The sequence below is a fragment of the Pseudoalteromonas sp. Xi13 genome, from assembly GCF_003952205.1.
Classification (GTDB): Bacteria; Pseudomonadota; Gammaproteobacteria; order Enterobacterales; family Alteromonadaceae; genus Pseudoalteromonas; species Pseudoalteromonas atlantica.
This window is the reverse complement of sequence record NZ_CP034439.1, coordinates 2,493,420-2,515,716: the sequence shown is the minus strand read 5'-3', so window position 1 is coordinate 2,515,716 and position 22,297 is coordinate 2,493,420. Positions and strand designations below refer to the sequence as shown.

The window sequence follows — 22,297 nt, the reverse complement described above, 5'->3', positions numbered from 1 at the left end:
ATAAACTTAATTATCCTAATCGATGAATTAAGTAACTTCACCGCCAGTTACTTCAAGTGAAAAAGCGTATCTGGTAAGATACGCTTTTTTTACATATGACAAGGTAAAATACCTTGATCAATAAGAGATAAACAAATGCTTGAGAAAATCAGAGAGGGCTCACAGGGTCCTGTAGCCAAAATAATTTTAGGCGCGGTGATTTTATCTTTTGCCTTAGCAGGGATCGGTAGTTACTTAGGTCAAACCCCAGAACAACCCGTTGCTGAAGTAAATGGAATTAAAATTAGCCAAACCGAATTTAATCGTGCTTATCAAAACGAACGTAGCCGTTTAGAGCAACAATTTGGCGAATACTTTGCACAAATCAGTGCAGATCCAAATTACATGGCGCAAATTCGTCAAGGTGTAATTGACCGCTTAGTACAACAAGAATTGCAATCACAATTAGCGGCAGATTTAGGCCTTCGCGTAAGCGACGACAGCGTACGTAAAACAATTTTAGAACTACCGTACTTTCAAATTGGTGAAAAATTTAATAACGACCGTTACCTACAAGTAATTCGTCAAATGAACTTTCAACCAGATGCTTTTCGTGAATACTTACGTAAAGACATGACACGCAGCCAATTAGTGTCTGCGGTTGCTGGTACTGAGTTTGCACTTGAAAACGAGCTTAAACGCGCTGCAGCCCTGCAGCAGCAAACGCGTAGCATAGACTACCTTGTGTTAAGCAAAGAAGCGTTACAAGCAAACGTAGACGTATCTGAGCAAGAAATTGCTGATTACTACGAGCTAAACGCATCACAATTTTTATCGCCAGAGCGTGTATCGGTTGATTACATTGAGCTTAAAGCACAAGATATCACCGTAGAGTCGGTAACAGAAGATGACGTAAAAGCGTATTATGAGCAAAATAAAGCACAATACATCGAGCCTGAAAAACGCCGTGTATCGCACATTTTAATTGATAACAGCGAAGATGATGATGCCGCGCTTGAAAAAGCCAACGCATTACATGAGCAGTTAGAGCAAGGTGCTGATTTTGCACAGCTTGCAGAGTCATCATCTGATGATGTTGTGAGTGGCGAAATGGGCGGCGACCTAGAGTGGATTGAACGCGATGTAATGGACCCAGCTTTTGAAGATGCTGCATTTGCGCTTCAAAGCAAAGGTGATATTTCAGAGGTTGTAGCATCAGAGTTTGGTTATCACATCATTAAACTTACTGACTTACAGCCAGAGCAAGTGAAAGCGTATGACGACGTAAAAGCCGACTTACGTGCAGAGCTTGAGCAAACTGAAAAAGTAGATGCGTTTTACGAAAAGCAAACAGAAATGGGTGCCTTAGCATTTGAGATTTCTGACCGTTTAGACGATGCAGCAGAAGTGGCAGACGTTGAAGTTAAAACCACGCCACTTGTTGCACGTAATGCATTGCCAGAGCCACTTAATACACCTGCGGTAATTTCACAGTTGTTCTCAGTAGAATTACTTGAAGATAAAGTAAACTCAGAAGTGATTGAGCTAGGTGATGAGCACGTTATTGTAGTACGTGTAAATAAATACGAGCCATCTGCAACTAAACCGCTTGCGCAAGTGAGTGAGCAAATCAAAACACGTTTAGTTAATGAAAAAGCATCAACACTTGCTAAAGAAAAAGCACGTGAGTTATTTGCACAAGTTCAAGCAGGTAAAACGCTAAGCGATGTGGCCAGTGAGCAAAACCTAACGGTACGTGAAGAAGCGAGCTTAACGCGTCAAAGCTACACGGTTTCGCCTGCTATTGTAACGCAAGCGTTTAAAATGCCTCGTCCTAATGATGCACCAAGCACAGACGTGGTTGATTTAAACAACGGTGATGCGGCAATTGTTGCACTTAAATCGGTAAGCGATGCGCAAGTAACCGCAAATATCGACCCGCAAGTACAGCAAAACATTACTATGGCGCAAGCTAACAAAAACTATTTAGCGTTTATTGAGTCTTTAAAGGCTAAAGCTGAGCTAAATCTACCTGTGGTAGAGCAAGCAGCAGAATAATCGCGACACATTAAAAAAGGCGCGTTTACTTTATAAGTAACGCGCCTTTTTATAACTTCAATGTGCTTAGTAAAATGATTAGGCAGTATTGCTTATAAATATAAGCTTTGAATTAACAGCATATGAGGCGCTGTGTTACTTTTGATTGCGGATTTTGAAACACCTCTTCGGTACGCCCATATTCTACTACCTCACCTTTTTCAAGCACCACTAGCTGATCGCTGATATGGCGCACTAAACTTAAATGGTGCGTAATGAGTACATAAGTTAAACCGGTTTCTTTTTGCAGCTTAAGTAATAAGTTAACTGTTTGCGCACGAACGGAGGGATCTAAAGCCGATAGCGCTTCATCAAGCACCACCACTTTAGGGTCTAAAATGAGCGCCCGCGCCAACGCTACACGCTGCAATTGGCCTACACTAAACATGTGAGGGTAATAATGTTGATGATCGATTAGCAGCCCCACTTTAGAAAGCGTGGCATCTATTTTTTCTTGGCGAGCGAGTTGGTCTGAATCGGTATTATACTGCAAGCAATCATCTAGCATATCACCTATGGTGAGACCCGGATTGAGCGAGGCAGCGGAGTCTTGGAATATCATGCGGATATGTCGACATTGATCATCGCGCACACCATCATCTTCAATAATATTACTTTCTAATAAAATTTGCCCACTGTCAGCGCTATCGGCCCCTGCGAGTAATTTAGCGAGTGTACTTTTACCCGCACCGGTTTCACCGATTACTGCGATTGTTTCGCCTTTGCCCACACAAAAAGAGATATTTTTTAGTACCTCAAATTTTTTGCGGCTAAATAAACCGGCACGTATGTTAAAGGTTTTACAAAGCGCTTGTACTTTTAATACCGGTTGCATTACTTCATCTCCTTAATAAGCGGAAAATGACACGCATAGCTGTGCCCATGGTGCTTAGTAAGTGCAGGGGTAATTACACATTCTTTTTGTGCTTGAGGGCAGCGTGGGCCTAATCGGCAACCTATAGGTAAATGTTGCAAAGTAGGGATAGTGCCTTTAAGTGCATAAAAGGGTTCTTTGTGTGCTAAGCCTTGCTCATAATTGGGTAAGCTTTTTAATAACGCTTGCGTGTAAGGATGGCGAGGCTGGCGAAAAATACGTTGCGTAGGGCCGGCTTCAACCATTTGCCCACAATATAAAACATGAATACCGTGCGACCAGTCGGCTATTTCTTCAAGCTCATGAGAAATCATCAAAATAGACATGTTTTTTAATTGATTTAAGCTTTTTAGCAACCTAAATACCTGTGCGCGGGTGGTGCTTTCAAGCGCTGTAGTCGGCTCATCAGCAATTAGTAGCTTAGGAGTGCGCGCTATGGCCATGGCAATCATGACTTTTTGGCACACGCCTTCTGAGAGCTCGTGCGGGTAACTATCAAGCACAGCGTCGTGGTTTTTAATACCCACTTTATGAATAAGTGCTTTTACGCGGTCTTTACGTTCTCTATTGCGCTTTAAAAAAAAGCCTTTAGTGGATGTTTCAGGCAGTGTTTCGGCTATTTGGTCAAATATTTTAGCGGTCGGGTCAAGGCAGCGGCTAGGGTCTTGGTAAATCATCGCAATGTCTTGGCTGACTGTTTTTCTGCGTTGCTCTGGGGTTAAGCGCATTAAATCAACACCGCGCCAATGCATTCTATCGGCTGTTATATGCCAGCGTTCGTTAAGTACCCCAACAATGGCTTTGGCTATTAAGCTTTTACCTGAGCCCGACTCACCCACCAAGCCATGTACTTCACCTTCTTTTAGGCTAAAGCTGACTCTGTCTACAGCGCGAATCACCGTTTCTGAGGTACGCAGCTCTATGGTTAAATTTCTAACGTCGAGTAATTGCATTTAATCAGCCTTACGTGCTTTAAGCACTTTTCGTAGGCCATCACCTACTAAATTGGTAGACAAAACAGCTAAAAATAATAATACACCCGGTAGCGCAACGGTCCAAGGTGCTAAATATATAAGGCCTAAATTCTCAGCCAGTATGGCGCCCCATTCGGTAGTAGGGGGCTGTGCCCCTAGTTTTAAAAAGCCTAAGGCGGCAATATCTAAAATAGCAGTAGAAAGCGCGGTGGTAAAAATAACCACAATGTGTTCATAAATATTAGGAAAAATACCCCGCGACAAAATATGCCAGTTAGAGGCACCATCAAGCCTAAAAGCGGTAATGTAGTCTTTGCTTAGCTCATCAACAATTAAATTACGAATAGAGTGAATAAATTGCGGTAATAACGCCAATATAATAGCCCACACTGTATTCATTAAGCCCGGCCCAAGCACTGCGATAATAATAATCGCCAATAGCAAAGACGGAATAGAGAGCGTGATATCAAGCAAGTGATTTAAAAAGCTTGAACGAAGGCCGCGGCTAATGCCGGCAAAAGTGCCAACAAGCACACCAATAATGGTAGTAATAAAGGCAGCCACCACCGATAAGCCAAACGTGTAGGTTGCGCCATTCATTAAGCGCGAGAGTACATCGCGTCCTAAATCATCGGTGCCCAAAATAAAGCGCACATCGCCCATTTCTCGCCATGATGGCGGTATAAGTAAAGCATCGCTATGTTGCTGGTTAACTCCATACGGCGCTAAAAAGGGCGCACTGGCGGCCAATAACGCAAACGCCATAAAAATCCATAATCCCACCAAGGCGGGGTGATTGTTTTTAAATTTGCGCCAAAAACGCGCCAGCGGCGATTTATTCGACTCTTCAGAAAATAATTTAAACTTTACCATGTGCCTGATTCCGCGAAATTGGGTCGAACAGAGTATATGTAAGCTCGGCAACAATAGTGGCAATAATAACAAACATAGACACCGCCATTAAACCGCCTTGAATAGCAGGGTAGTCTCGTTGGTAAATACTATCGATTAGCCAACGGCCAATACCCGGCCAAGAAAAAATAACTTCGGTTATCATTGCAAGCGTAATGAGCGTACTAAATTGCAGCCCTATTTGTTTTATTACCGGCAATAGCGCATTGCGCAGCGCATGATGCATGATTAATTGGCGGCGATTAAGGCCTTTTGCCCTGGCTGTTTTTATAAAGCTTTGATCCATTACTTTAAGCATAGAGTCGCGGGTAAAGCGCACTAAAACAGTGGTAGGAAACATGGCCAGTACTATGGTTGGCAGTGTTAAGTGATGCAGTGCATCTATAAATGCTTCACCTTTATAGGGGAAGCCTGCGAGCATAATATCGATTAATATAAACCCGGTATTAGGCGGTATTTCAAATAGTAACCCCATTCTACCCGACATAGGAAACCAGCCCAGCTTGAGCGAAAAAATCATAATAAGTAACAGCGCTAACCAAAAAACCGGAATAGAGTAACCAATCATGGTGGTAGAGCTAATTAATTTATCTGGCCAAAGACGTGTATATGCTGAGGCCAAAATTCCTGCTGGTACACCTACCACAACCGATACAATAAGCGCATAAACACACAGCTCTAAAGTTGCTGGGATTAAATCTAAAATGTGCTGAAAAACGTTATCTCCCGAGGCAAACGACACACCCCAATCACCTTGAAATATCCGCCCTAAAAATGCTAAATACTGCATAACGTAGTTGCTGTCATACATGTATTTATCTTCAAGCTCACTGTGCTGAGAAAAATTACCGCTAGGAATACCACTTAGGTTGCTAAGCGGATCCCCTGGGAACAAGTAGCTAAGCGAAAAGGTAAATATGCTTAGCATTAAGATCATGAACAAAAACAAGCCAAGGCGGCGTAATATATAATCAAGTATCATTATTTTTTCCTCGCATTTGCGAGTGAAATAGCCCCAAATGGGCCAAGGGTTATCCCTTCTACATCGGCACTATTTGCTTGAAAACGCATACCATGAGCAATAGGGACCAACGGGAGCTGATCAATAATGAGCGCTTGAACCTGATCGTAATACTGTTTGCGTAAGCTTAAATCGGTGGTGTCGAGCGCTTGGGTAAGCAATAAGTCAAACTGCGGGTTACACCAATTGGCTGGGTTTTTACCGCTAAAAGTGGCGGTACAGCTTAGCAATGGGCTAAAAAAGTTATCTGGATCGGGGGTATCGGCAGCCCAGCCGAGTAATACGCTATCGTGGCGGTGCTCACCTATACGCTGAATAAAAGTATTCCACTCGTATTCAACAATACTTACATTAACACCTATTTTGCGTAAATCGCTTTGCATCAGCTCAGCCATTTTGCGGGCATTAGGATTGTATATTCGACTCACCGGCATTGCCCAAATGGTCATATCAAAGCCATTCGGTAACCCCGCTTCTATGAGTAGTTTTTTAGCCAGCTCTGGGTCAAACATAGGCATGTTTTCTTGTGGTTCAAAGCCCCACGAAGTCGGCGGTAAAATAGATTGCGCGCGTATACCATTACCGTAATAAACGGCTTGCATTATTTTGTCTATATCAATTGCATGCGCAAGGGCTCTGCGCACTCTAATGTCATCAAAAGGGGCGCGCTCAGTATTAAAGGCCCAATAACCAATATTTAAATTGGTTTCTTTTTCAACGTTTATATCGTCTCGTTGCGCTAAAATACTCAGTTGTGCGCTACTTGGGTGTGCGGTTACATCGCACTCTTTAGTGAGCATTTTTGCTATGCGCGTAGTGCCGTTTGTCGTAATGTCGTATACCAGCTGTTCAAGGGCAACATCGTGCTTCCAATAAAGGGGGTTGCGGTAAAAGCGCACTAAGTGATCGCGTCGGTACTCTTTATAAATGTAGGGGCCTGTGCCAATAGGGTACTGATCGAATAAATTAGTTTGATCTCGCGCTTTTAATTGCATTGCGTATTCTTGCGACAGCACCACGGCAAAGTCGGTGGCCATGTTCGTTAAAAAACTGCTTTCTGGGTGAAATAGCTCAAAGCGCACTTGATAGTCAGACACGCGTACAATTTTACGAATAAGCTGATCGAGCCCCACACTTTGAAAATACGGGTAGTTTGCATCGCCTACAAAATGGTACGGGTTGTAAACGTCAAATAATCGGCTAAAGGTAAAAATAACATCATCAGCGTTAAAATCGCGAGTAGGGGTAAAGTACGAGGTAGAATGAAATTTTACGCCTTTACGCAGCGTAAAGGTGACCGACTTTCCATCGTTGCTAATTTTCCAATCGGTTGCCAGCTCACTTTTAAAATCTGCAGTAACGGGGTCAATACTAATTAAACGGTCAAATAACTGATTAGCAATAATATCAATAGTTGAGCCAGTGGTTGTTACTTGCGGATTAAACGACACAGGGTTCGCTTCGGCGCAATAAACGAGGCCTTGGTTTTTCTCTTCTATTATTTCTTCTCTACTATCAAAGCAGCCTGTTAAGGTGCTGGCTAGTAAAACAAGTAGTATTTTATGCACTCGCATAACCTCTAACTATTTATCTTCTAATAAATTGTATTTTTTAAGATAACCACGTAATTGATGATACGTTAAACCGAGTACTTCTGCAGTTTTCTTTTGATTAAATTGGCTATGCTCAAGGGCTTTATTAATCATATTTATTTCAAATTCGTTAGAGCGCTCTTTTAAGCTACACGGAAATTCAATTGGGGCGCTAAGCTCGTTACTAAGCTCGCTAATAGGTGTGGCTAGTGTTGTAGGCTCAGCTGGGGCAAGCGGTGTTGCAATAGGAGCTTTAATGCGTGCTTTGGGTCTAAAACGGCTTTCAAATGGGTCTAAAATAATCTGGTGAACGGGAATATGTTCATTACCATGACGATACAAACTTCGCTCAACTACATTTTTAAGCTCGCGTATATTACCCGGCCAATCGTAATTTAGCAGGGTTTCGGTGGCGCTGCGGGTAAAGCCACTAAATAACTCCCACTCTAAATCGCGTGCCATATTCATGGCAAATTGCTCAGCGAGTAGCATAATATCGTCTTGACGTTCGCGCAGTGGTGGCAGGGTAATTACATCAAAGGCTAAGCGGTCAAGTAAGTCACTTCTAAATTCGCCCTGTTCAGCAAGGTGGGGTAAATCTTCGTTGGTGGCACACACTAAACGAGTATCTACCTTTACGGTGTGTTTACCACCAACCCGCTCAAATTCACCATATTCTATAACGCGCAGAAGCTTTTCTTGTACCATGGCCGATGTATTAGCCAGCTCATCTAAAAATAAGGTACCGCTGTTAGCGCGCTCAAAGCGACCTTCATGACGTTTACTTGCCCCGGTAAAAGCACCGCTTTCATGACCAAATAATTCGCTTTCGAGGAGGTTTTCGTTAAGGGCTGCACAGTTAAGCTTTACGTAGTTTTGATCCCAACGCTTTGATAAAAAGTGTAAACGGGCGGCTATAAGCTCTTTACCGGTTCCTCGCTCGCCAATAATAAGCACTGGCTTATCTAAATTAGCTAACTGCGATACCTGATCAAGTACAGCTAAAAAGCTATCAGATTGGCCGAGTAAATTATCCTGTTGGCGATATTGGCTCATTTTTCCTAACTCTTGGTCATTTTTGCTAACAGTTAGTGTATTTCATAATCAGGGATAACTAAAGGAATTTGTATATTTAGTTTAACTTAATGAAAATAAAGTGTATTTTAGATTTTAAAAAGTTGGCAAGCATATTGATACTAGTTACAGCAGACCAACTAAGTTTATATTACAGAGGTAAATGTTATGGGAATTTTTTCACGTTTTGCAGACATTGTTAATTCTAATATCAATGCCATTTTAGATAAAGCAGAAGACCCAGAAAAAATGGTTCGTCTTATTATCCAAGAGATGGAAGACACATTGGTAGAGGTGCGCTCTACTTCAGCTAAAACACTGGCTGAGAAAAAAGAATTAGTACGTCGTGTAGACACACTAAAAGCACAAGTAAGTGATTGGCAAGACAAAGCAGAGCTTGCACTAAGTAAAGACCGCGACGATTTAGCGCGTTCAGCATTACTAGAAAAGCAAAAATCGGCAGAAGCAGTCGCAGCAGTAGAGTCTGAGCTTGAGCATGTAGAGTCTCATATTGAGAAACTTCAGCAAGAAGTCACCACTCTACAAGAAAAGCTAGCCGATGCTAAAGCACGTCAAAAGGCAATTATTTTACGTCAACGTTCGGCTGAGTCGCGCCTTGAAGTGAAAAAAGCCCTCGATAGCTCTAAAGTAGAAGATGCACTTAATCGCTTTGAGCGCTACGAAACTAAAATTGATGGACTAGAATCTCAAATAGAGTCTTACGATTTAGGTAAAAAGTCGCTTGCAGATGAAATTGCCGACCTACAAAAAAATGAAAAGATAGATGATGAGCTTGCCGAACTTAAAAAGAAGCTAGCTGATAAATAACTTATAAAGGGGTACTTAAAGTGCCCCACTGCTTAAAACATCGATTACGGATTGTCAGGAGAGGATTATGTTTGATCCAGAGATACTAATTGCACCATTTATCTTGTTCATGATTTTTGTTGCGCCACTGTGGTTAATTTTGCACTACCGTAGCAAAAAGCAAGTGAGCCAAGGGTTAAGTGAGCATGAACATCGCCAGTTATTGGAACTTGCCCACAAGGCCGAAAAAATGGCTGATAGAGTAGAAACCCTTGAAGCATTACTCGATCAAGAGTCACCACAATGGAGACGCAAAGTATGAGTGCCAAACGCGAATTATTAAGAGACCCACAGCGCGGCAAAATCGCCGGTGTATGTGCGGGATTAAGTGACTACTTTAATATGGAGTTATGGTTAGTTCGCATTATTTTTGTTAGTGCGGTACTGCTAACGGGTGGCCCATTATTTGTGGTAGCGTATATTGCAGCGTGGTTTATTTTAGATAAAAAAGACCCCATAACTATACATGCTAGTAGCTCAACTAAAACTGACGATCCGCTAGAAGTTAAATTTAAAGTATGGCAAAAAGGCGAGCCACCGCGTCGCGCATTGCAAGACTTAAAAGAGCGTTTAACGCGAATAGACACGCGTCTTCAAGATATGGAGCGCCATGTTACTTCAAGCGAGTTTACGGTTAGCCGTGAAATCAACAAACTTTAAAGGATTTAATAGCACTTTGTTCGGTGATTAACAGCATCAACGAAGTGCTAGCCCATTATGAGTAGCACTTCATTTGCCAAAAAAACCTTTAAAAGTATTAAAGGTTCAGCCCAAAAAGCCCTTCATCGCAGTTTAGATCAACACGTAAAATTGGCCGTAACCGGCCTAAGTGGCAGTGGTAAAACCGCGTTTATTACCGCACTTGTTAAGCACCTTACAACACAAAGCGATGATAAAAACTTACCGTTTTTTGATGTAATGCGAGAGCACCGCCATATAGCCACTAAAGTGGTGCCGCAAGAGGCGTTAAAAGTCCCTACGTTTGACTATCCGCGTGCACTTAATGCCTTGCTCCCAACTGATGGGATGCCTACATGGCCTGCATCAACCGAGCGCATTAATACCCTGCGTTTAGCGATTAAATACCAAAGCGCATCAGGGTTACGTGGGCATTTTTCGCCGCAATCTACGCTGTATTTAGACATTATTGACTACCCTGGTGAATGGCTACTTGATTTACCTATGCTTGAGCAAAGCTATAGTCAATGGTGCGAGCAACAATACCCGCTGTTACTACAGCACCCACGTGTGAATACCTCTACTGAATTTTTAAACGCGCTTGAACAGCTTGATTTAAATGCGCCTGTAGATGAAGGCTTACTTGCACACATTGCAGCGCTTTATCAAAGTATGCTGGTAGGGCTTAAAAAAGATACTAAGCTTGCCATGTTACAACCTGGGCGCATGCTAATGCCTGGCGACTTACAAGGTGCGCCGCTTTTGTTGTTTTTTCCGGTAAATGCGCAGCATATAAAAAGTGATGAGGTAGTGCCTGGCTCTAACTTAGCGCATTTAATTAAGCGCTTTAACGCCTATGTAAAAGAGGTGGTTAAGCCATTTTATAATGAGCACTTTAAACACTTTGACCGCCAAATTGTGTTGGTAGATGTACTCAGCGCATTAAACGAAGGCCACGAAACACTCCAAGAGCAAAGTAGTGTAATAAACCAATTACTCGCACATTTTAATTATGGCGAGTCGGGCTTTTTTAAGCGTTTATTTAAACCCAACATAGATAAAATACTGTTTGCTGCAAATAAGTCAGATCATATAAGTGCTAAGCACCATAAAGACTTAGCACTACTACTTGATTCACTAGTGCATGAGCAAAGTAATCACTTAAAGTTTGATGGCGTACAAATAGAAACCATGGCAATGTCGTCAATTGCAGCAACGCAGCCGCGCCAAGTGGCCGATAAAGGCCAAACGCTTGATTGTATTTATGGTAAACCATTAAACGAGCAAGATTGGCTTACTTATTTACCCCCACAGCCACCAAAGCGCATGCTTAATAAAAATGAGTGGCCAGCGCCGGGCTTTGAGTTTTTATCGTTTGCGCCTATGCCAAACCCCGATAAGCAACTTAAGCATATTCGCCTTGATCATGTGATGCAGTACTTGTTAGGAGACAAATTATTATGAACGACTCACAGCAAACTTTTCAAGCAGGTAGGCGAATTGATAGCCAACCTGATGAGCAGGTTGAGGCGACGCTTGCTCCTGCAAAAATAATTACTCAAGGTCAAAGTGAATACATTGAAGAGCCTGAAGATGAACTACTTGATGAAGAAATAGACCTAGAGCCGGTATATAAAAAGTCTAAATGGCAAACGCTTAAAGGGGTGTTTGCTGTAAGCTTTTTAGTGTTAGTGCTACTTGAGTTTGCTTATTCGTTAGTGTTTGCGTTTCAGCAGTCAGTCATTTTAGGCGGCGTGTATTTAACGGCGGTGGTAAGCGGTGTGTTGCTAATTGGGCGCATGCTATGGCGCGAATACAGAATGCTGCGCAGTTTAAAGCGTAATCAGTTACACCGCCAAGAAGCCGACAGACTCTTAAATAGTGAGCAAGTAGGCGGCGCATTACCCTGGCTTGAAAAACTAAACAAGCACCAACAACTAGATAACTTCGAAGCGTTTAAAAACCAAGTGGCTACCCATCATAGCGATAAGGAAATAATGACCCTTTACGCAAATAGCTTGCTTATAACGCAAGACACGCAAGCTAAAAAGCTTATAAACCGCTTTGCGACAGAGTCAGCGTTGCTTGTTGCCCTAAGCCCCCTTGCGCTGGTGGACATGATGGCGGTGCTTTGGCGCGGTACTAAGTTAATAGAGCAAATTGGTAAAATTTATGGCATTGGTTTTGGTTACGCAAGCCGCATTAAGCTCTACCGTATGCTAATAAAACAAGTTATGTTTGTAGGCAGTGCTGAGCTTGTATCTGATTTAGCAGCCACAGCACTCAGTGCTGAGCTTTTAGGTAAGCTTTCGGGGCGTGCAGCGCAAGGTGTAAGCGCCGGTATTTTTACAGCACGTATTGGTTACAAAGCAATGGAGCTTAGCCGCCCATTACCACGGCTTGAAAACAAACGCAGCTTGTTAAAAGGCACAGTGCAAAGTATTGCCAGCAAAATCATGAGCCGTAAAAAGGCCGAGCCAACGTCCTAAAGTAGCAGTGGCAATATTTGTGTACAAAACCGCGCTGAGCGGTTTTTGCACAAATAGCCATCTGAGCATCCGGCATGCTTGTGATTTAAACTGCGGTGCGTTTTATTTATGTAATTGACACACATAATAAAAACGAGATCACACAATGAGCAAGCAGCATATTAATACCCAATGTATTCATGGCCCGCAAAAAGCAAACGATCCGCACGGCGCACTCACGTCGCCTTTGTATCAAACCTCTACCTTTCATTTTGAAAATGCAGCACAAGGTGCCGCGCGTTTTGCAGGCGATGAGCCCGGTTATATTTACACCCGCCTAGGTAACCCAACCACCACCGAACTTGAGCAAAAAGTAGCACAGTTAGAGGGCTGCGAAGCTGCAGCGGCTACCGCCACAGGTATGGGCGCTGTATCGGCGTCGGTATTAAGCTTTTTATCGCAGGGCGATCATTTAATTGCATCAAGTGCATTATATGGATGTACTTTTGCGTTTTTTGCTCACATGTTACCGCGCTGGGGAATAGAAGTTACTTTTGTTGATATGACCAACGAGGGCGAGCTTCGCGCTGCTATAAAACCTAATTCAAAAATGATATTTGTAGAAACGCCCCTCAACCCCACAATGGCAGTCATTGATTTAGCCTTAATTGGCGCGCTCGCTAAGCAACATAATTTAATTAGTGTGGTCGACAACACCTTTTTAACGCCACTGCTGCAATCACCTAAGCAGTACGGCATAGATATTATTGTGCACAGTGCCACTAAGTACTTAAACGGCCATGGCGATGTAGTAGCGGGGCTTGTGTGTGGAACGCATGAGCACATTACCTTAATAAAAATGACGGTACTTAAAGATATTGGTGCCACCATAAGCCCGCACGACGCATGGCTTATTAATCGCGGATTAAAAACTTTAGCTATACGCATGGAGCGCCATTGCCAAAGCGCGCAAACGGTTGCCGAATATTTAGAGGCGCACCCACAGGTTAATATTGTTTATTACCCTGGGCTTAAATCGCACCCTGGCAACAAATATATAGGCAAGCAAATGAAAGCCGCAGGCGGCGTTATTGCATTTGAAATTAAAGGCAGCCTTGCTCAAGGAGCGCAGTTTATAGATAGCATGAAGCTTTGCACACTTGCTGTAAGTTTAGGTGATGCCGAAACGCTTATTCAGCACCCCGCATCAATGACGCATTCTCCTTACACACCCGAGGAGCGAGCAGCCGCAGGCATAAGTGATGGCTTGATAAGACTCTCTGTAGGGCTTGAAGATGTTAACGATATTATTGACGACTTAAACCAAGCTTTTACATTAATTTGTTAGGCGTATTTATTTATGTACAGTTAAATTCACCTTAAACACCTTCTTTTTAGTGGTTGTATAATATTAATTCCGGTGGTGTAATTTTAACTATACACTTCAGGGGATCGTGCTAAATGTAGATATCCGCCTAACTATTAAACTTTTCTTCACTTTTGCATAGTATGGCTGCATTAGATATTCACTCATCTTGAGTATCACACTGACACACATTTAGGGCTTAACCCCAAGAAGGTTATTATGGCTAAAGCAAGTAAATACACCTCTAAAACACCTGATGAAAACGGTGTTATTCATTGGAGCGAAGAAGAAAACAAAATTTGGTCTGAGCTTGTTACGCGCCAACTTGCGTGCATAGAAGGCAAAGCTTGTGATGAGTACATGGAGGGCCTTAAAAAAATAAACCTACCACACGATCGTATTCCGCAGTTAAGCGAACTTAACGAAGTGCTTCTTGCCACCACCGGTTGGCAAGTAGCGCCTGTACCTGCGCTTATCGATTTTGATGAATTTTTTAGGTTATTGGCAAACAAACAATTTCCGGTAGCGACGTTTATTCGTAGTCGAGAAGAGTTTGACTACCTGCAAGAGCCTGACATTTTCCATGAAATATTTGGCCACTGCGCTATGCTAACAAACCCTGACTTTGCCGAATTCACACACAAATACGGCCAATTAGGGTATGCAGCGCAGAAAAAAGATCGTGTATACCTTGCACGTATGTATTGGTTTACGGTTGAATTTGGTTTAATGCAAACCGAAAACGGCCTGCGTATATACGGCGGTGGTATATTATCAAGCCCAGGTGAAACCCAGTACGTGTATTCAGATACACCAGAGATAACGCCTATGAGCGTAATTGATGTGCTGCGTACGCCGTACCGCATTGATATTATGCAACCACAGTACTACACCATAAATTCGATTCATGATCTGTTTGATATATCGCAAATGGATATTATGACTTTGGTTGAGCAAGCTAAAGCGCTTGGTTTGCACGACCCAAAATTTCCACCTAAAGAAAAATTAGCCGGTTAACTTTAATTTAAAAAGAAACGCTAAAGTAAGGATTTAAAATGTCTTCATTAAGTGAACAAAAATGCGAAGCCTGTCACGTAGATGCGCCAAAGGTATCTGAGGAAGAGCTTGCCCAACTTATTACCAAAATTCCAGACTGGGTACCAGAGGTACGCGACGGCATTATGCAACTTGAGCGTGTTTATAAGTTTAAAAACTTTAAGCAAGCTATGGCGTTTACCAATAAAGTAGGTGATATGGCAGAGGATGAAGGCCATCACCCAGGTTTATTAACCGAGTGGGGAAAAGTAACCGTAACGTGGTGGAGCCATTCAATTAAAGGCCTGCACAAAAACGATTTTATTTGCGCAGCTAAAACAGACGACGTATTTAACGCGCTGTAATTAAAAAATTAATTGAGCAGACTAAAAAGGCACTTTTCAGTGCCTTTTTTATTGCATCAAAATTGCGCTGTTAAATAAAGCGCTTATTTAAGGTTTGTCGCTATTTAACATGTCATCGTGTTCGGCCATATCCCACGGAAGTTCCCCGGGGCTGTTACCTAAAAAGTGCAAGTAATTCTCAAATTGATCAAGAATGTCCTTCACAATATCATCTTCACTGTAGCCATATACATCGTAAGATAACCCACCGCGGCGTAAGAAAACATCTGCCTTGTAATACATCTCGGAGTTATCAGCATCCGGTTTTAGCTCTGTATAGGCAAAGCTTGGCATTGGGTGCTCAGTAAGGCGAATATCATACACAAAATCAACATGTTCATGGCGTAGTACGGTTAAATGGGCGCGGCCTAAGTCAGTATCAAAATCTACCTCGGCATGCCACTGGCGCGCTTTTAATTCTGCTTGAACAGCTTGCATTGCTTTTACCACCACACTACTAATGAAGGTATGCACTTTTTCCTTATTGGGATAATTAACCATAGCGGCTAACCGGCGCTTCCAATGAGATAGGTTAACATTACGGCTATTGAGCGCATGTGCTTGTAAGCTCGTATCGCGATGGCCTTCAATGGTAAGTGCGCGCCAAAGTCCCGCGGTTGCAATAAGCATAATAACAGCAAAGGGTAGGGCACTAGCTATTGTCATAGTTTGTAGTGCACTTAGCCCACCTGCTACTAATAAAACAGCAGCCACAGCGCCTTCAAGCACAGCCCAAAACACCCGTTGCCATGCCGGCGTATCAATACTCCCGCCAGAGGCGAGGGAGTCAATAACTAACGAGCCCGAGTCAGATGAGGTTACAAAAAAGGTAATGATTAAAATAACCGTCAGTAGCGAAATAATAAACGATAACGGTAGCACTTCAAATAATTGAAATAGCGCAACGGCATGGTTTGCTTGAACATCGGTTATTAAAGTATTAAACCCTTCATTCATTATTAAATTTAGCGCGGTATCACCAAATACAGAAAACCATAAAAAGGTAAAAATAGTCGGAACTAGCATCACGCCCACAACAAATTGCCTAATGGTTCTGCCGCGGCTAATTTTAGCGATAAACATACCAACAAAGGGTGCCCACGCTATAGTCCAGCCAAATATAAATAGAGTCCAGTTACCAATCCAATCGCTACGGCTATAGGCTTGTAAATTAAAAGTACGCTCAACAATACCGCTAAGGTAGCTGCCTGTATTTTGTAAAAACGATTCAAGAATATGAATAGTCGGGCCAATAAAAAACACAAAGGCCATTAATGATACGGCGAGTGTCATGTTTATTATAGATAAACGCTTCACGCCTTTATCCATACCTGCCACCACAGAAAACGTTGCCGCTGCGGTAATAATAACAATAGCGGTAATTTGTACCGTGTTATTAATAGGGATGCTTGGCCATAAGTAGTGCAGCCCGGCATTAATTTGAGTAACCGAAAGCCCTAATGTTGTGGCAATACCAAATAGCGTGCCTAATATGGCAAACACATCAACAGTGTGCCCAATAGGGCCATATATTTTATCACCAATAAGTGGATACAAGGCTGAGCGAATAGACAGCGGAAGACCGTGGCGAAATGCAAAGTAAGCAAGCACTAAACCAACAATCCCATAAATTGCCCATATATGAAAACCCCAATGAAAAAATGCAATTTGCATAGCCTGCTTAGCGGCATTAACGGTTTCTGCGGCGCCTGCCGGCGGAGATGCATAATGGAGCACGGGTTCTGCTACACCAAAATAAAGTAATGCGACTCCGTAACCGGCCGAAAATAGCATGGCAAACCACTCGCCAAAGCTGTATTGCGGTTGCGCATGATCAGGCCCCAGCTTGATATTTCCCCAGCTGGAGGCGGCAACACAAACGATGAAAACTAAGAAGATGGCAACTGATAACATATAAAACCAGCCAAAGGTTTCTGTTATCCACTTGAGGGCGACACTGAATGCTTGCCCTGCCAGTTCAGGGTTGCTACTTGTACCAATGACCAAAAGCAGAATAATAAATACCGCGGGCAAAAATACCGGTAGCAAAATAGTTGAGCGTAAAGCAGTTTTTGTCATATTAATCCTTAATATTAATTGCTAACTTTCAAGTATGCTTTACTACCTTATTATATCTTGGGTGTGTTGGCTAATTCAGTCGTTTATTTGTATACGTATATTGCTTTGAATTAAGGTTGAGTTGAGCACAGAGAAACCCAACGGTTTAGCTATTTAAGAGATAAACTCTAATCTAAACAAAAAAGCTCTAAACCCAAAGGGCTTAGAGCTTTCTAAATTTAGCTAAAACACTAAGCTTTAATGTGTCGTTGGGTTTCGTTTCACTCAACCCAACCTACGTTTAACACCAATCAGCTTAGGGCTTACAGCTAAAAGCTTATCGCTTATTTTAATCATCAATTGAGCGTAGTAGGGCGTTGATGCCTACCTTTTCACGTGTTTGTTGATCAACTTTTTTCACGATAATTGCCGCGTACAGGCTGTGGGTGCCATCTTTTGATGGTAATGCGCCTGGCACAACTACAGCACCTGCTGGTACACGGCCGTAATGAATTTCGCCGGTTTCACGGTCATAAATACGAGTGCTTTGGCTAATGTAAACGCCCATTGAAATAACAGCGCCTTCCTCTACTACTACACCTTCAACAATTTCAGAGCGTGCGCCAACAAAGCAGTTGTCTTCAATGATGGTAGGGTTAGCTTGTAGTGGCTCTAAAACGCCGCCTATGCCCACGCCGCCCGATAAGTGTACGTTCTTACCAATTTGTGCACACGAGCCAACAGTTGCCCATGTATCAACCATGGTGCCTTCATCTACAAATGCCCCAATGTTCACATACGATGGCATAAGTACGACGTTTTTACCTACAAAGCTGCCTTTACGTGCTACAGCATTTGGTACTACGCGCATGCCACCTTGCTGAAATTGCTCCGGTGTGTAGTCGCTAAATTTAAGCGGTACTTTATCGTAAAACTGGTTTACGCCGTCGTTCATTGGTTGGTTATCGCGAATACGAAATGATAGTAAAACGGCTTTTTTAAGCCATTGGTGTACGACCCATTCGCCTGATATTTTTTCAGCAACACGGGCTGCACCGCTATCAAGAAGCTCTAGTGCGTCAATAATCGCTTGTTTTACATCGCTAGATACACTGCTTGGGCTAATGCTATCGCGGTTGTCCCAGGCGTTTTCTATCATGGTTTTTAAATCTGACATGGTGTGTCCTTATTCTGTTTCGGCGTTGAATTTTTTACGTAATGCCTGATGAATTTTGGCTTGCTCTTCATCAGTCAGCGCTTGGTATTCGTTATTTGATACGACAAAGAAATCCTCTGCACGTTCACCTACCGTTGTAATACGGGCTGCGTGAATGTGTAATAAATGCGCTTGGAAAACTTCGGCAATTTTAGTAAGTAAACCGGGTATATCAACAGCTTGAATTTCTATTAGGCTGCGATCTTTACGTGCATGAGGGCGCAGCACTATTTTGGGTTTAATATTAAAGTCTTTAAATCGTTGCGAGCGATTCTTTTTAAAGCGTATTTTTTTACGTGGTTCGCTAAGTGCTTGCTCAAGCCCACGTTTAATTGACTGAGCACGGCTACTTGCAATAGGGTCGCCGCTCACTTCAAGTATTACAAAGTTAAATAGGGCGTAGCCATCTTTGGTAGTAAGCACTTGAGCGTGTTGTATTTGCGCTTTTTTAGAGCCAATTACGCTAACTAAGCGAGCGAATAACGGCCCAGAATATGGGCTATAAGCAAACACTTGCGTGCCGCCATGCATTGCTTTATCAGAAACAATAACACTGGGTAGGCTTAAGTCTGCGCATTTTAATAGGTGCTCGGTTTGCCATGATATTTGCTGCTCGCTAAAGGCAGTAAAGTAATTGGCTTTAAAGCGGCTCCAAATTAAATCAATTTGGTTTTCTAGGTAGCCCAAATTAAGTAAGCGCTGTTTAGCTTGGTGTTTTTTATCGCGTATTTGGTCGCGTTGATCCATTGGGTTTTCAAGCCCTAGGCGTAATGCACGCTGAGTATGCAAGTATAATTCGCGTAGTAGGGTGTTTTTCCAATCATTCCATAAGTTGTCGTTGGTTGCGCGTATATCGGCAACGGTTAAACAATAGAGGTAATCGAGTTGGCGCTCTGTTTTTACGCGCGAAGCAAAGTCTTTAATAACACCTGGGTCATTTATGTCTTTACGCTGCGCAGTAACCGACATAAGTAAATGGTTACCAACTAGCCACGATATAAGCTTGCCATCAGATGATGGGAAGCCATGTAATTTAGAAAAAGCAATGGCATCAACCGAGCCTAGCTCTGAGTGATCGCCGCCACGCCCTTTAGCAATATCATGAAAAATACCTGCTAAATAAAGCAGCTCAGGCTTATCCATACGGGTTACTATTTCACTACAAATAGGAAACTCGCTCACTTTAGATTTATCAAAATATTGGTAAATATTATTGATTAATTTATGGGTGTGCTCATCTACTGTGTAGGCATGAAATAAGTCAAATTGCATCTGCCCAAATATATTACGCCATTGTGGTAAATACGCGGCCAGCATGCCGTGTTTGTGCATGAGCGTGAATGCGCGGCCCATGCCGTTAGGGTGTTTTACAATACGCATGAATGCCTCGCGACACGCTGCGTAATCTTGTAAGTCACCTAATAGACGCCTGCGTACTTGCCTAATGGTGCGAATAGTACTTGGGTAAATATGGGTAATTTCGGGGTTGTCGGCAATATGCTCAAACAAAACAAAAAGTTGATCGCGTCTAAAAAATACCGATGGGTTTTTAACCCTAATTTGGTGCCCAACGCGTTCAAAGTCTTTGTCTAACTCAATCACTGGCGCTTCGCTGCTCTCTGGCATAATACTGTCTTCAAAGTACGATAGCAGCATTTGGTTAAGCTCGCGTACGCGGCTCATAATTCTAAATAAGCGTTTCATCATGCGCTCAACCGAGGCTTTACCATCGCTACCAAAGCCAAGTATTTCAGCTGTGTGTGGTTGATGGTCAAACAACAAACGGTTTTCTGAGCGCCCAGCGGCTAAATGCAGTGCAAAGCGAATATTCCAAAGGTTCTCTAGACACTCCGAAAGCTCCTGAAACTCTTCATGCGTTAAGTAGCCGTGGCTAATTAGCTCTTGTAGGGTTTCGGCTCTAAAGTGCTTTTTAGCAACCCAAATAATGGTTTGTAAATCGCGAAGGCCACCGGGGTTTTCTTTTATGTTTGGCTCTAGGTTGTAAGCAGTACCGTGGCACTTTTTATGGCGTAGGTTTTGCTCTTGCACTTTGGCTACAAAAAACTCGCCTGAGCGCCAAACGGGGGTTTCTATAATATGCGTTTTGAGTTTTTCAAACTCAATGTGATTACCAAAAATGAGCCTGCTTTCGAGCAAGCTGGTGGCAAAGGTAACGTCTTCACGTTTTTGCTCAATGGCTTGCTCAATGGTACGCACACTGTGGCCTATCTCTAAATTGAGATCCCATAGCATGGTAACAAACTGGCCTATTTTTTCGCATATTTGCTCGCTAGGCGGCTGCGTAACAAGCAATAAAAAGTCAATATCGGAGTAGGGGTGTAGCTCGCCACGGCCGTACCCGCCCACGGCAATAAGGGCAAGATCAGGCTCGTGAGCTAAATCGTAAACATGAAACAGTTTAATTAGCAGGCGGTCTATAAACTCAGCCCGGGCATTAATTAAATTACCAACTGGTTGCTTAGAAAATTCGTTATGTAACCACTTATAAAAATAGCTAGAACAATCGCGATAATCGCTCAGTTGCTCAGCATCGCTAAGCAACTTTTTTACTTTGTTGGGTAATGCCACGTGGGCTGGCTCCTTATTGAACCGTAAGCATTGATAAATAACCTGAACGTTAAGTAATAAGTCTATCCCAAGCGGCTATTTTTAGTGTTAACAGTGTTGAATCCACTTGCAAATAGGCTCGCTATTTGGCGCGTCAATTCGATTTGTTTTCACTGAAAATCTCCGGTTTGGGAAAAATAAATCAAATATTACATATAATTCAGTATGTTATTAAGTATTAACCATGTTAGAGGTTAAATACTTTTTATCAAGCGGCTCGGTTTTTATTAGTGTTCGATAATCCTGTCGATAGTATCATCTGATCGCAGCGTTAAAATTTCAACACCATTTTCAGTCACTAATAGGGTGTGTTCCCACTGTGCAGACAAACTACGGTCGCGTGTAACTACAGTCCACTCATCTTTTAAAAGTTTACACTGGCGCTTACCTGCGTTAACCATTGGCTCTATTGTTAAACACATACCGGCTTTAAGTGTTTCGCCAGTACCTGCTTTACCGTAGTGCATTACTTGAGGCTCTTCATGAAATTCGCTACCAATACCGTGGCCGCAGTATTCACGTACAATTGAGTAGTTAAAGCTCTCTGCGTATTTTTGAATTGCTTCACCAATATCGCCTAAACGCACACCTGGTTTTACCATTTTAATGGCAAGGTATAAGCTTTCTTGCGTTACTTGTGCAAGGCGTTTACCTTGAATGTTAGGCGTACCTACATGAAACATCTTTGAGGTGTCGCCGTGGTAACCATCTTTAATTACAGTTACATCAATGTTGACGCTATCGCCATCTTTTAGCGGTTTGTCATTTGGAATACCGTGGCAAATTACATGATTTACAGAGGTACATACCGACTTAGGAAAACCGTGGTAATTTAGTGGCGCAGGGATAGCATCTTGCACATTTACAATATAATCATGACAAATTGTATTTAGCTCATCAGTAGTCACACCTGGCACTACATGTGGTTCAATCATTTCAAGTACGTCTGCCGCTAAACGCCCGGCTACACGCATTTTTTCAATTTCTTCAGGGGTCTTGATCACAGCGCTCATTGAGGCTCCAAAGTTGCGTTTTTTAACATTTATCGTCGCAC

At 42.6% G+C, this 22,297-nt stretch carries 19 protein-coding genes; 9 read left to right on the top strand and 10 right to left on the bottom strand.

What is annotated here, in order from left to right; translation table 11 throughout:
* Nucleotides 1–135: 135 nt before the first annotated feature.
* Entirely contained in the window at nucleotides 136–2,037 is a 1,902-nt protein-coding gene (locus EJ103_RS11350) for a SurA N-terminal domain-containing protein (protein WP_054983058.1), read from the top strand.
* A 112-nt stretch (nucleotides 2,038–2,149) separates the two neighbouring features.
* Here the strand turns inward: EJ103_RS11350 and EJ103_RS11345 are convergent, their stop codons facing one another.
* Genes EJ103_RS11345 through pspF form a run of 6 tightly spaced genes read right to left on the bottom strand, consistent with a single transcriptional unit; the run spans nucleotide 2,150 to nucleotide 8,505 of the window.
* Nucleotides 2,150–2,911, bottom strand: a complete 762-nt coding sequence (locus EJ103_RS11345; protein ID WP_004586900.1) for an ATP-binding cassette domain-containing protein — start codon at nucleotides 2,909–2,911, stop codon at nucleotides 2,150–2,152.
* A complete protein-coding gene (locus tag EJ103_RS11340; RefSeq protein WP_004586901.1) occupies nucleotides 2,911–3,903 on the bottom strand; it encodes an oligopeptide/dipeptide ABC transporter ATP-binding protein in 993 nt (330 codons plus the stop codon). The genes EJ103_RS11345 and EJ103_RS11340 overlap by 1 nt, the downstream gene beginning before the upstream one ends.
* A complete protein-coding gene (locus EJ103_RS11335; RefSeq protein WP_024033801.1) occupies nucleotides 3,904–4,797 on the bottom strand; it encodes an ABC transporter permease subunit in 894 nt (297 codons plus the stop codon).
* Nucleotides 4,784–5,818 (bottom strand): ABC transporter permease subunit, encoded by a 1,035-nt coding sequence (locus EJ103_RS11330; protein ID WP_126007710.1) that lies wholly within the window; start codon nucleotides 5,816–5,818, stop codon nucleotides 4,784–4,786. Before EJ103_RS11330 ends, EJ103_RS11335 begins: the two co-directional genes overlap by 14 nt.
* A complete protein-coding gene (locus EJ103_RS11325) occupies nucleotides 5,818–7,425 on the bottom strand; it encodes an ABC transporter substrate-binding protein (RefSeq protein WP_126007708.1) in 1,608 nt (535 codons plus the stop codon). Before EJ103_RS11325 ends, EJ103_RS11330 begins: the two co-directional genes overlap by 1 nt.
* Before the next feature lie 15 nt (nucleotides 7,426–7,440).
* Nucleotides 7,441–8,505: a phage shock protein operon transcriptional activator gene (pspF, locus tag EJ103_RS11320; protein WP_054983061.1), complete on the bottom strand. Its 1,065-nt coding sequence runs from the start codon at nucleotides 8,503–8,505 to the stop codon at nucleotides 7,441–7,443.
* 186 nt (nucleotides 8,506–8,691) lie between these two features.
* Here pspF and pspA point away from each other — a divergent pair, with 186 nt between their 5' ends.
* The 8 genes from pspA (at nucleotide 8,692) to EJ103_RS11280 (ending at nucleotide 15,302) form a co-directional block, all read left to right on the top strand.
* Nucleotides 8,692–9,351, top strand: a complete 660-nt coding sequence (pspA, locus tag EJ103_RS11315; protein WP_004586906.1) for a phage shock protein PspA — start codon at nucleotides 8,692–8,694, stop codon at nucleotides 9,349–9,351.
* A 67-nt stretch (nucleotides 9,352–9,418) separates the two neighbouring features.
* Nucleotides 9,419–9,652: an envelope stress response membrane protein PspB gene (gene pspB, locus EJ103_RS11310; protein ID WP_004586907.1), complete on the top strand. Its 234-nt coding sequence runs from the start codon at nucleotides 9,419–9,421 to the stop codon at nucleotides 9,650–9,652.
* Nucleotides 9,649–10,050 carry an envelope stress response membrane protein PspC gene (pspC, locus tag EJ103_RS11305; protein WP_126007707.1) on the top strand — a complete coding sequence of 134 codons (402 nt, stop codon included), beginning with the start codon at nucleotides 9,649–9,651 and terminating at the stop codon, nucleotides 10,048–10,050. Before pspB ends, pspC begins: the two co-directional genes overlap by 4 nt.
* Nucleotides 10,051–10,107: 57 nt before the next feature.
* Nucleotides 10,108–11,532 (top strand): YcjX family protein, encoded by a 1,425-nt coding sequence (locus tag EJ103_RS11300; RefSeq protein ID WP_126007705.1) that lies wholly within the window; start codon nucleotides 10,108–10,110, stop codon nucleotides 11,530–11,532.
* Nucleotides 11,529–12,557, top strand: a complete 1,029-nt coding sequence (locus tag EJ103_RS11295; RefSeq protein WP_126007703.1) for a TIGR01620 family protein — start codon at nucleotides 11,529–11,531, stop codon at nucleotides 12,555–12,557. Before EJ103_RS11300 ends, EJ103_RS11295 begins: the two co-directional genes overlap by 4 nt.
* A 145-nt stretch (nucleotides 12,558–12,702) precedes the next feature.
* Nucleotides 12,703–13,884 (top strand): methionine gamma-lyase, encoded by a 1,182-nt coding sequence (gene megL / locus EJ103_RS11290; protein ID WP_126007701.1) that lies wholly within the window; start codon nucleotides 12,703–12,705, stop codon nucleotides 13,882–13,884.
* Nucleotides 13,885–14,121: 237 nt separating this feature from the next.
* Complete coding sequence (gene phhA / locus EJ103_RS11285; RefSeq protein WP_126007699.1) at nucleotides 14,122–14,919, top strand: phenylalanine 4-monooxygenase; 798 nt, start codon at nucleotides 14,122–14,124, stop codon at nucleotides 14,917–14,919.
* Between the two features lie 38 nt (nucleotides 14,920–14,957).
* Nucleotides 14,958–15,302, top strand: a complete 345-nt coding sequence (locus EJ103_RS11280; RefSeq protein WP_004586913.1) for a 4a-hydroxytetrahydrobiopterin dehydratase — start codon at nucleotides 14,958–14,960, stop codon at nucleotides 15,300–15,302.
* Nucleotides 15,303–15,389: 87 nt separating this feature from the next.
* On the opposite strand, the gene EJ103_RS11275 is transcribed toward EJ103_RS11280, so the two are convergent.
* From EJ103_RS11275 to map, 4 genes are all read right to left on the bottom strand, one after another.
* On the bottom strand, nucleotides 15,390–17,420 hold the full coding sequence (locus EJ103_RS11275; protein WP_126007697.1) for a BCCT family transporter: 2,031 nt from the start codon (nucleotides 17,418–17,420) through the stop codon (nucleotides 15,390–15,392).
* Nucleotides 17,421–17,748: 328 nt separating this feature from the next.
* Nucleotides 17,749–18,576 (bottom strand): 2,3,4,5-tetrahydropyridine-2,6-dicarboxylate N-succinyltransferase, encoded by an 828-nt coding sequence (dapD, locus tag EJ103_RS11270; RefSeq protein ID WP_126007695.1) that lies wholly within the window; start codon nucleotides 18,574–18,576, stop codon nucleotides 17,749–17,751.
* Nucleotides 18,577–18,585: 9 nt separating this feature from the next.
* A complete protein-coding gene (glnD, locus tag EJ103_RS11265; RefSeq protein WP_126007693.1) occupies nucleotides 18,586–21,204 on the bottom strand; it encodes a [protein-PII] uridylyltransferase in 2,619 nt (872 codons plus the stop codon).
* 266 nt (nucleotides 21,205–21,470) lie between these two features.
* Nucleotides 21,471–22,289, bottom strand: a complete 819-nt coding sequence (gene map, locus EJ103_RS11260; protein ID WP_223230592.1) for a type I methionyl aminopeptidase — start codon at nucleotides 22,287–22,289, stop codon at nucleotides 21,471–21,473.
* Between the last annotated feature and the right edge of the window lie 8 nt (nucleotides 22,290–22,297).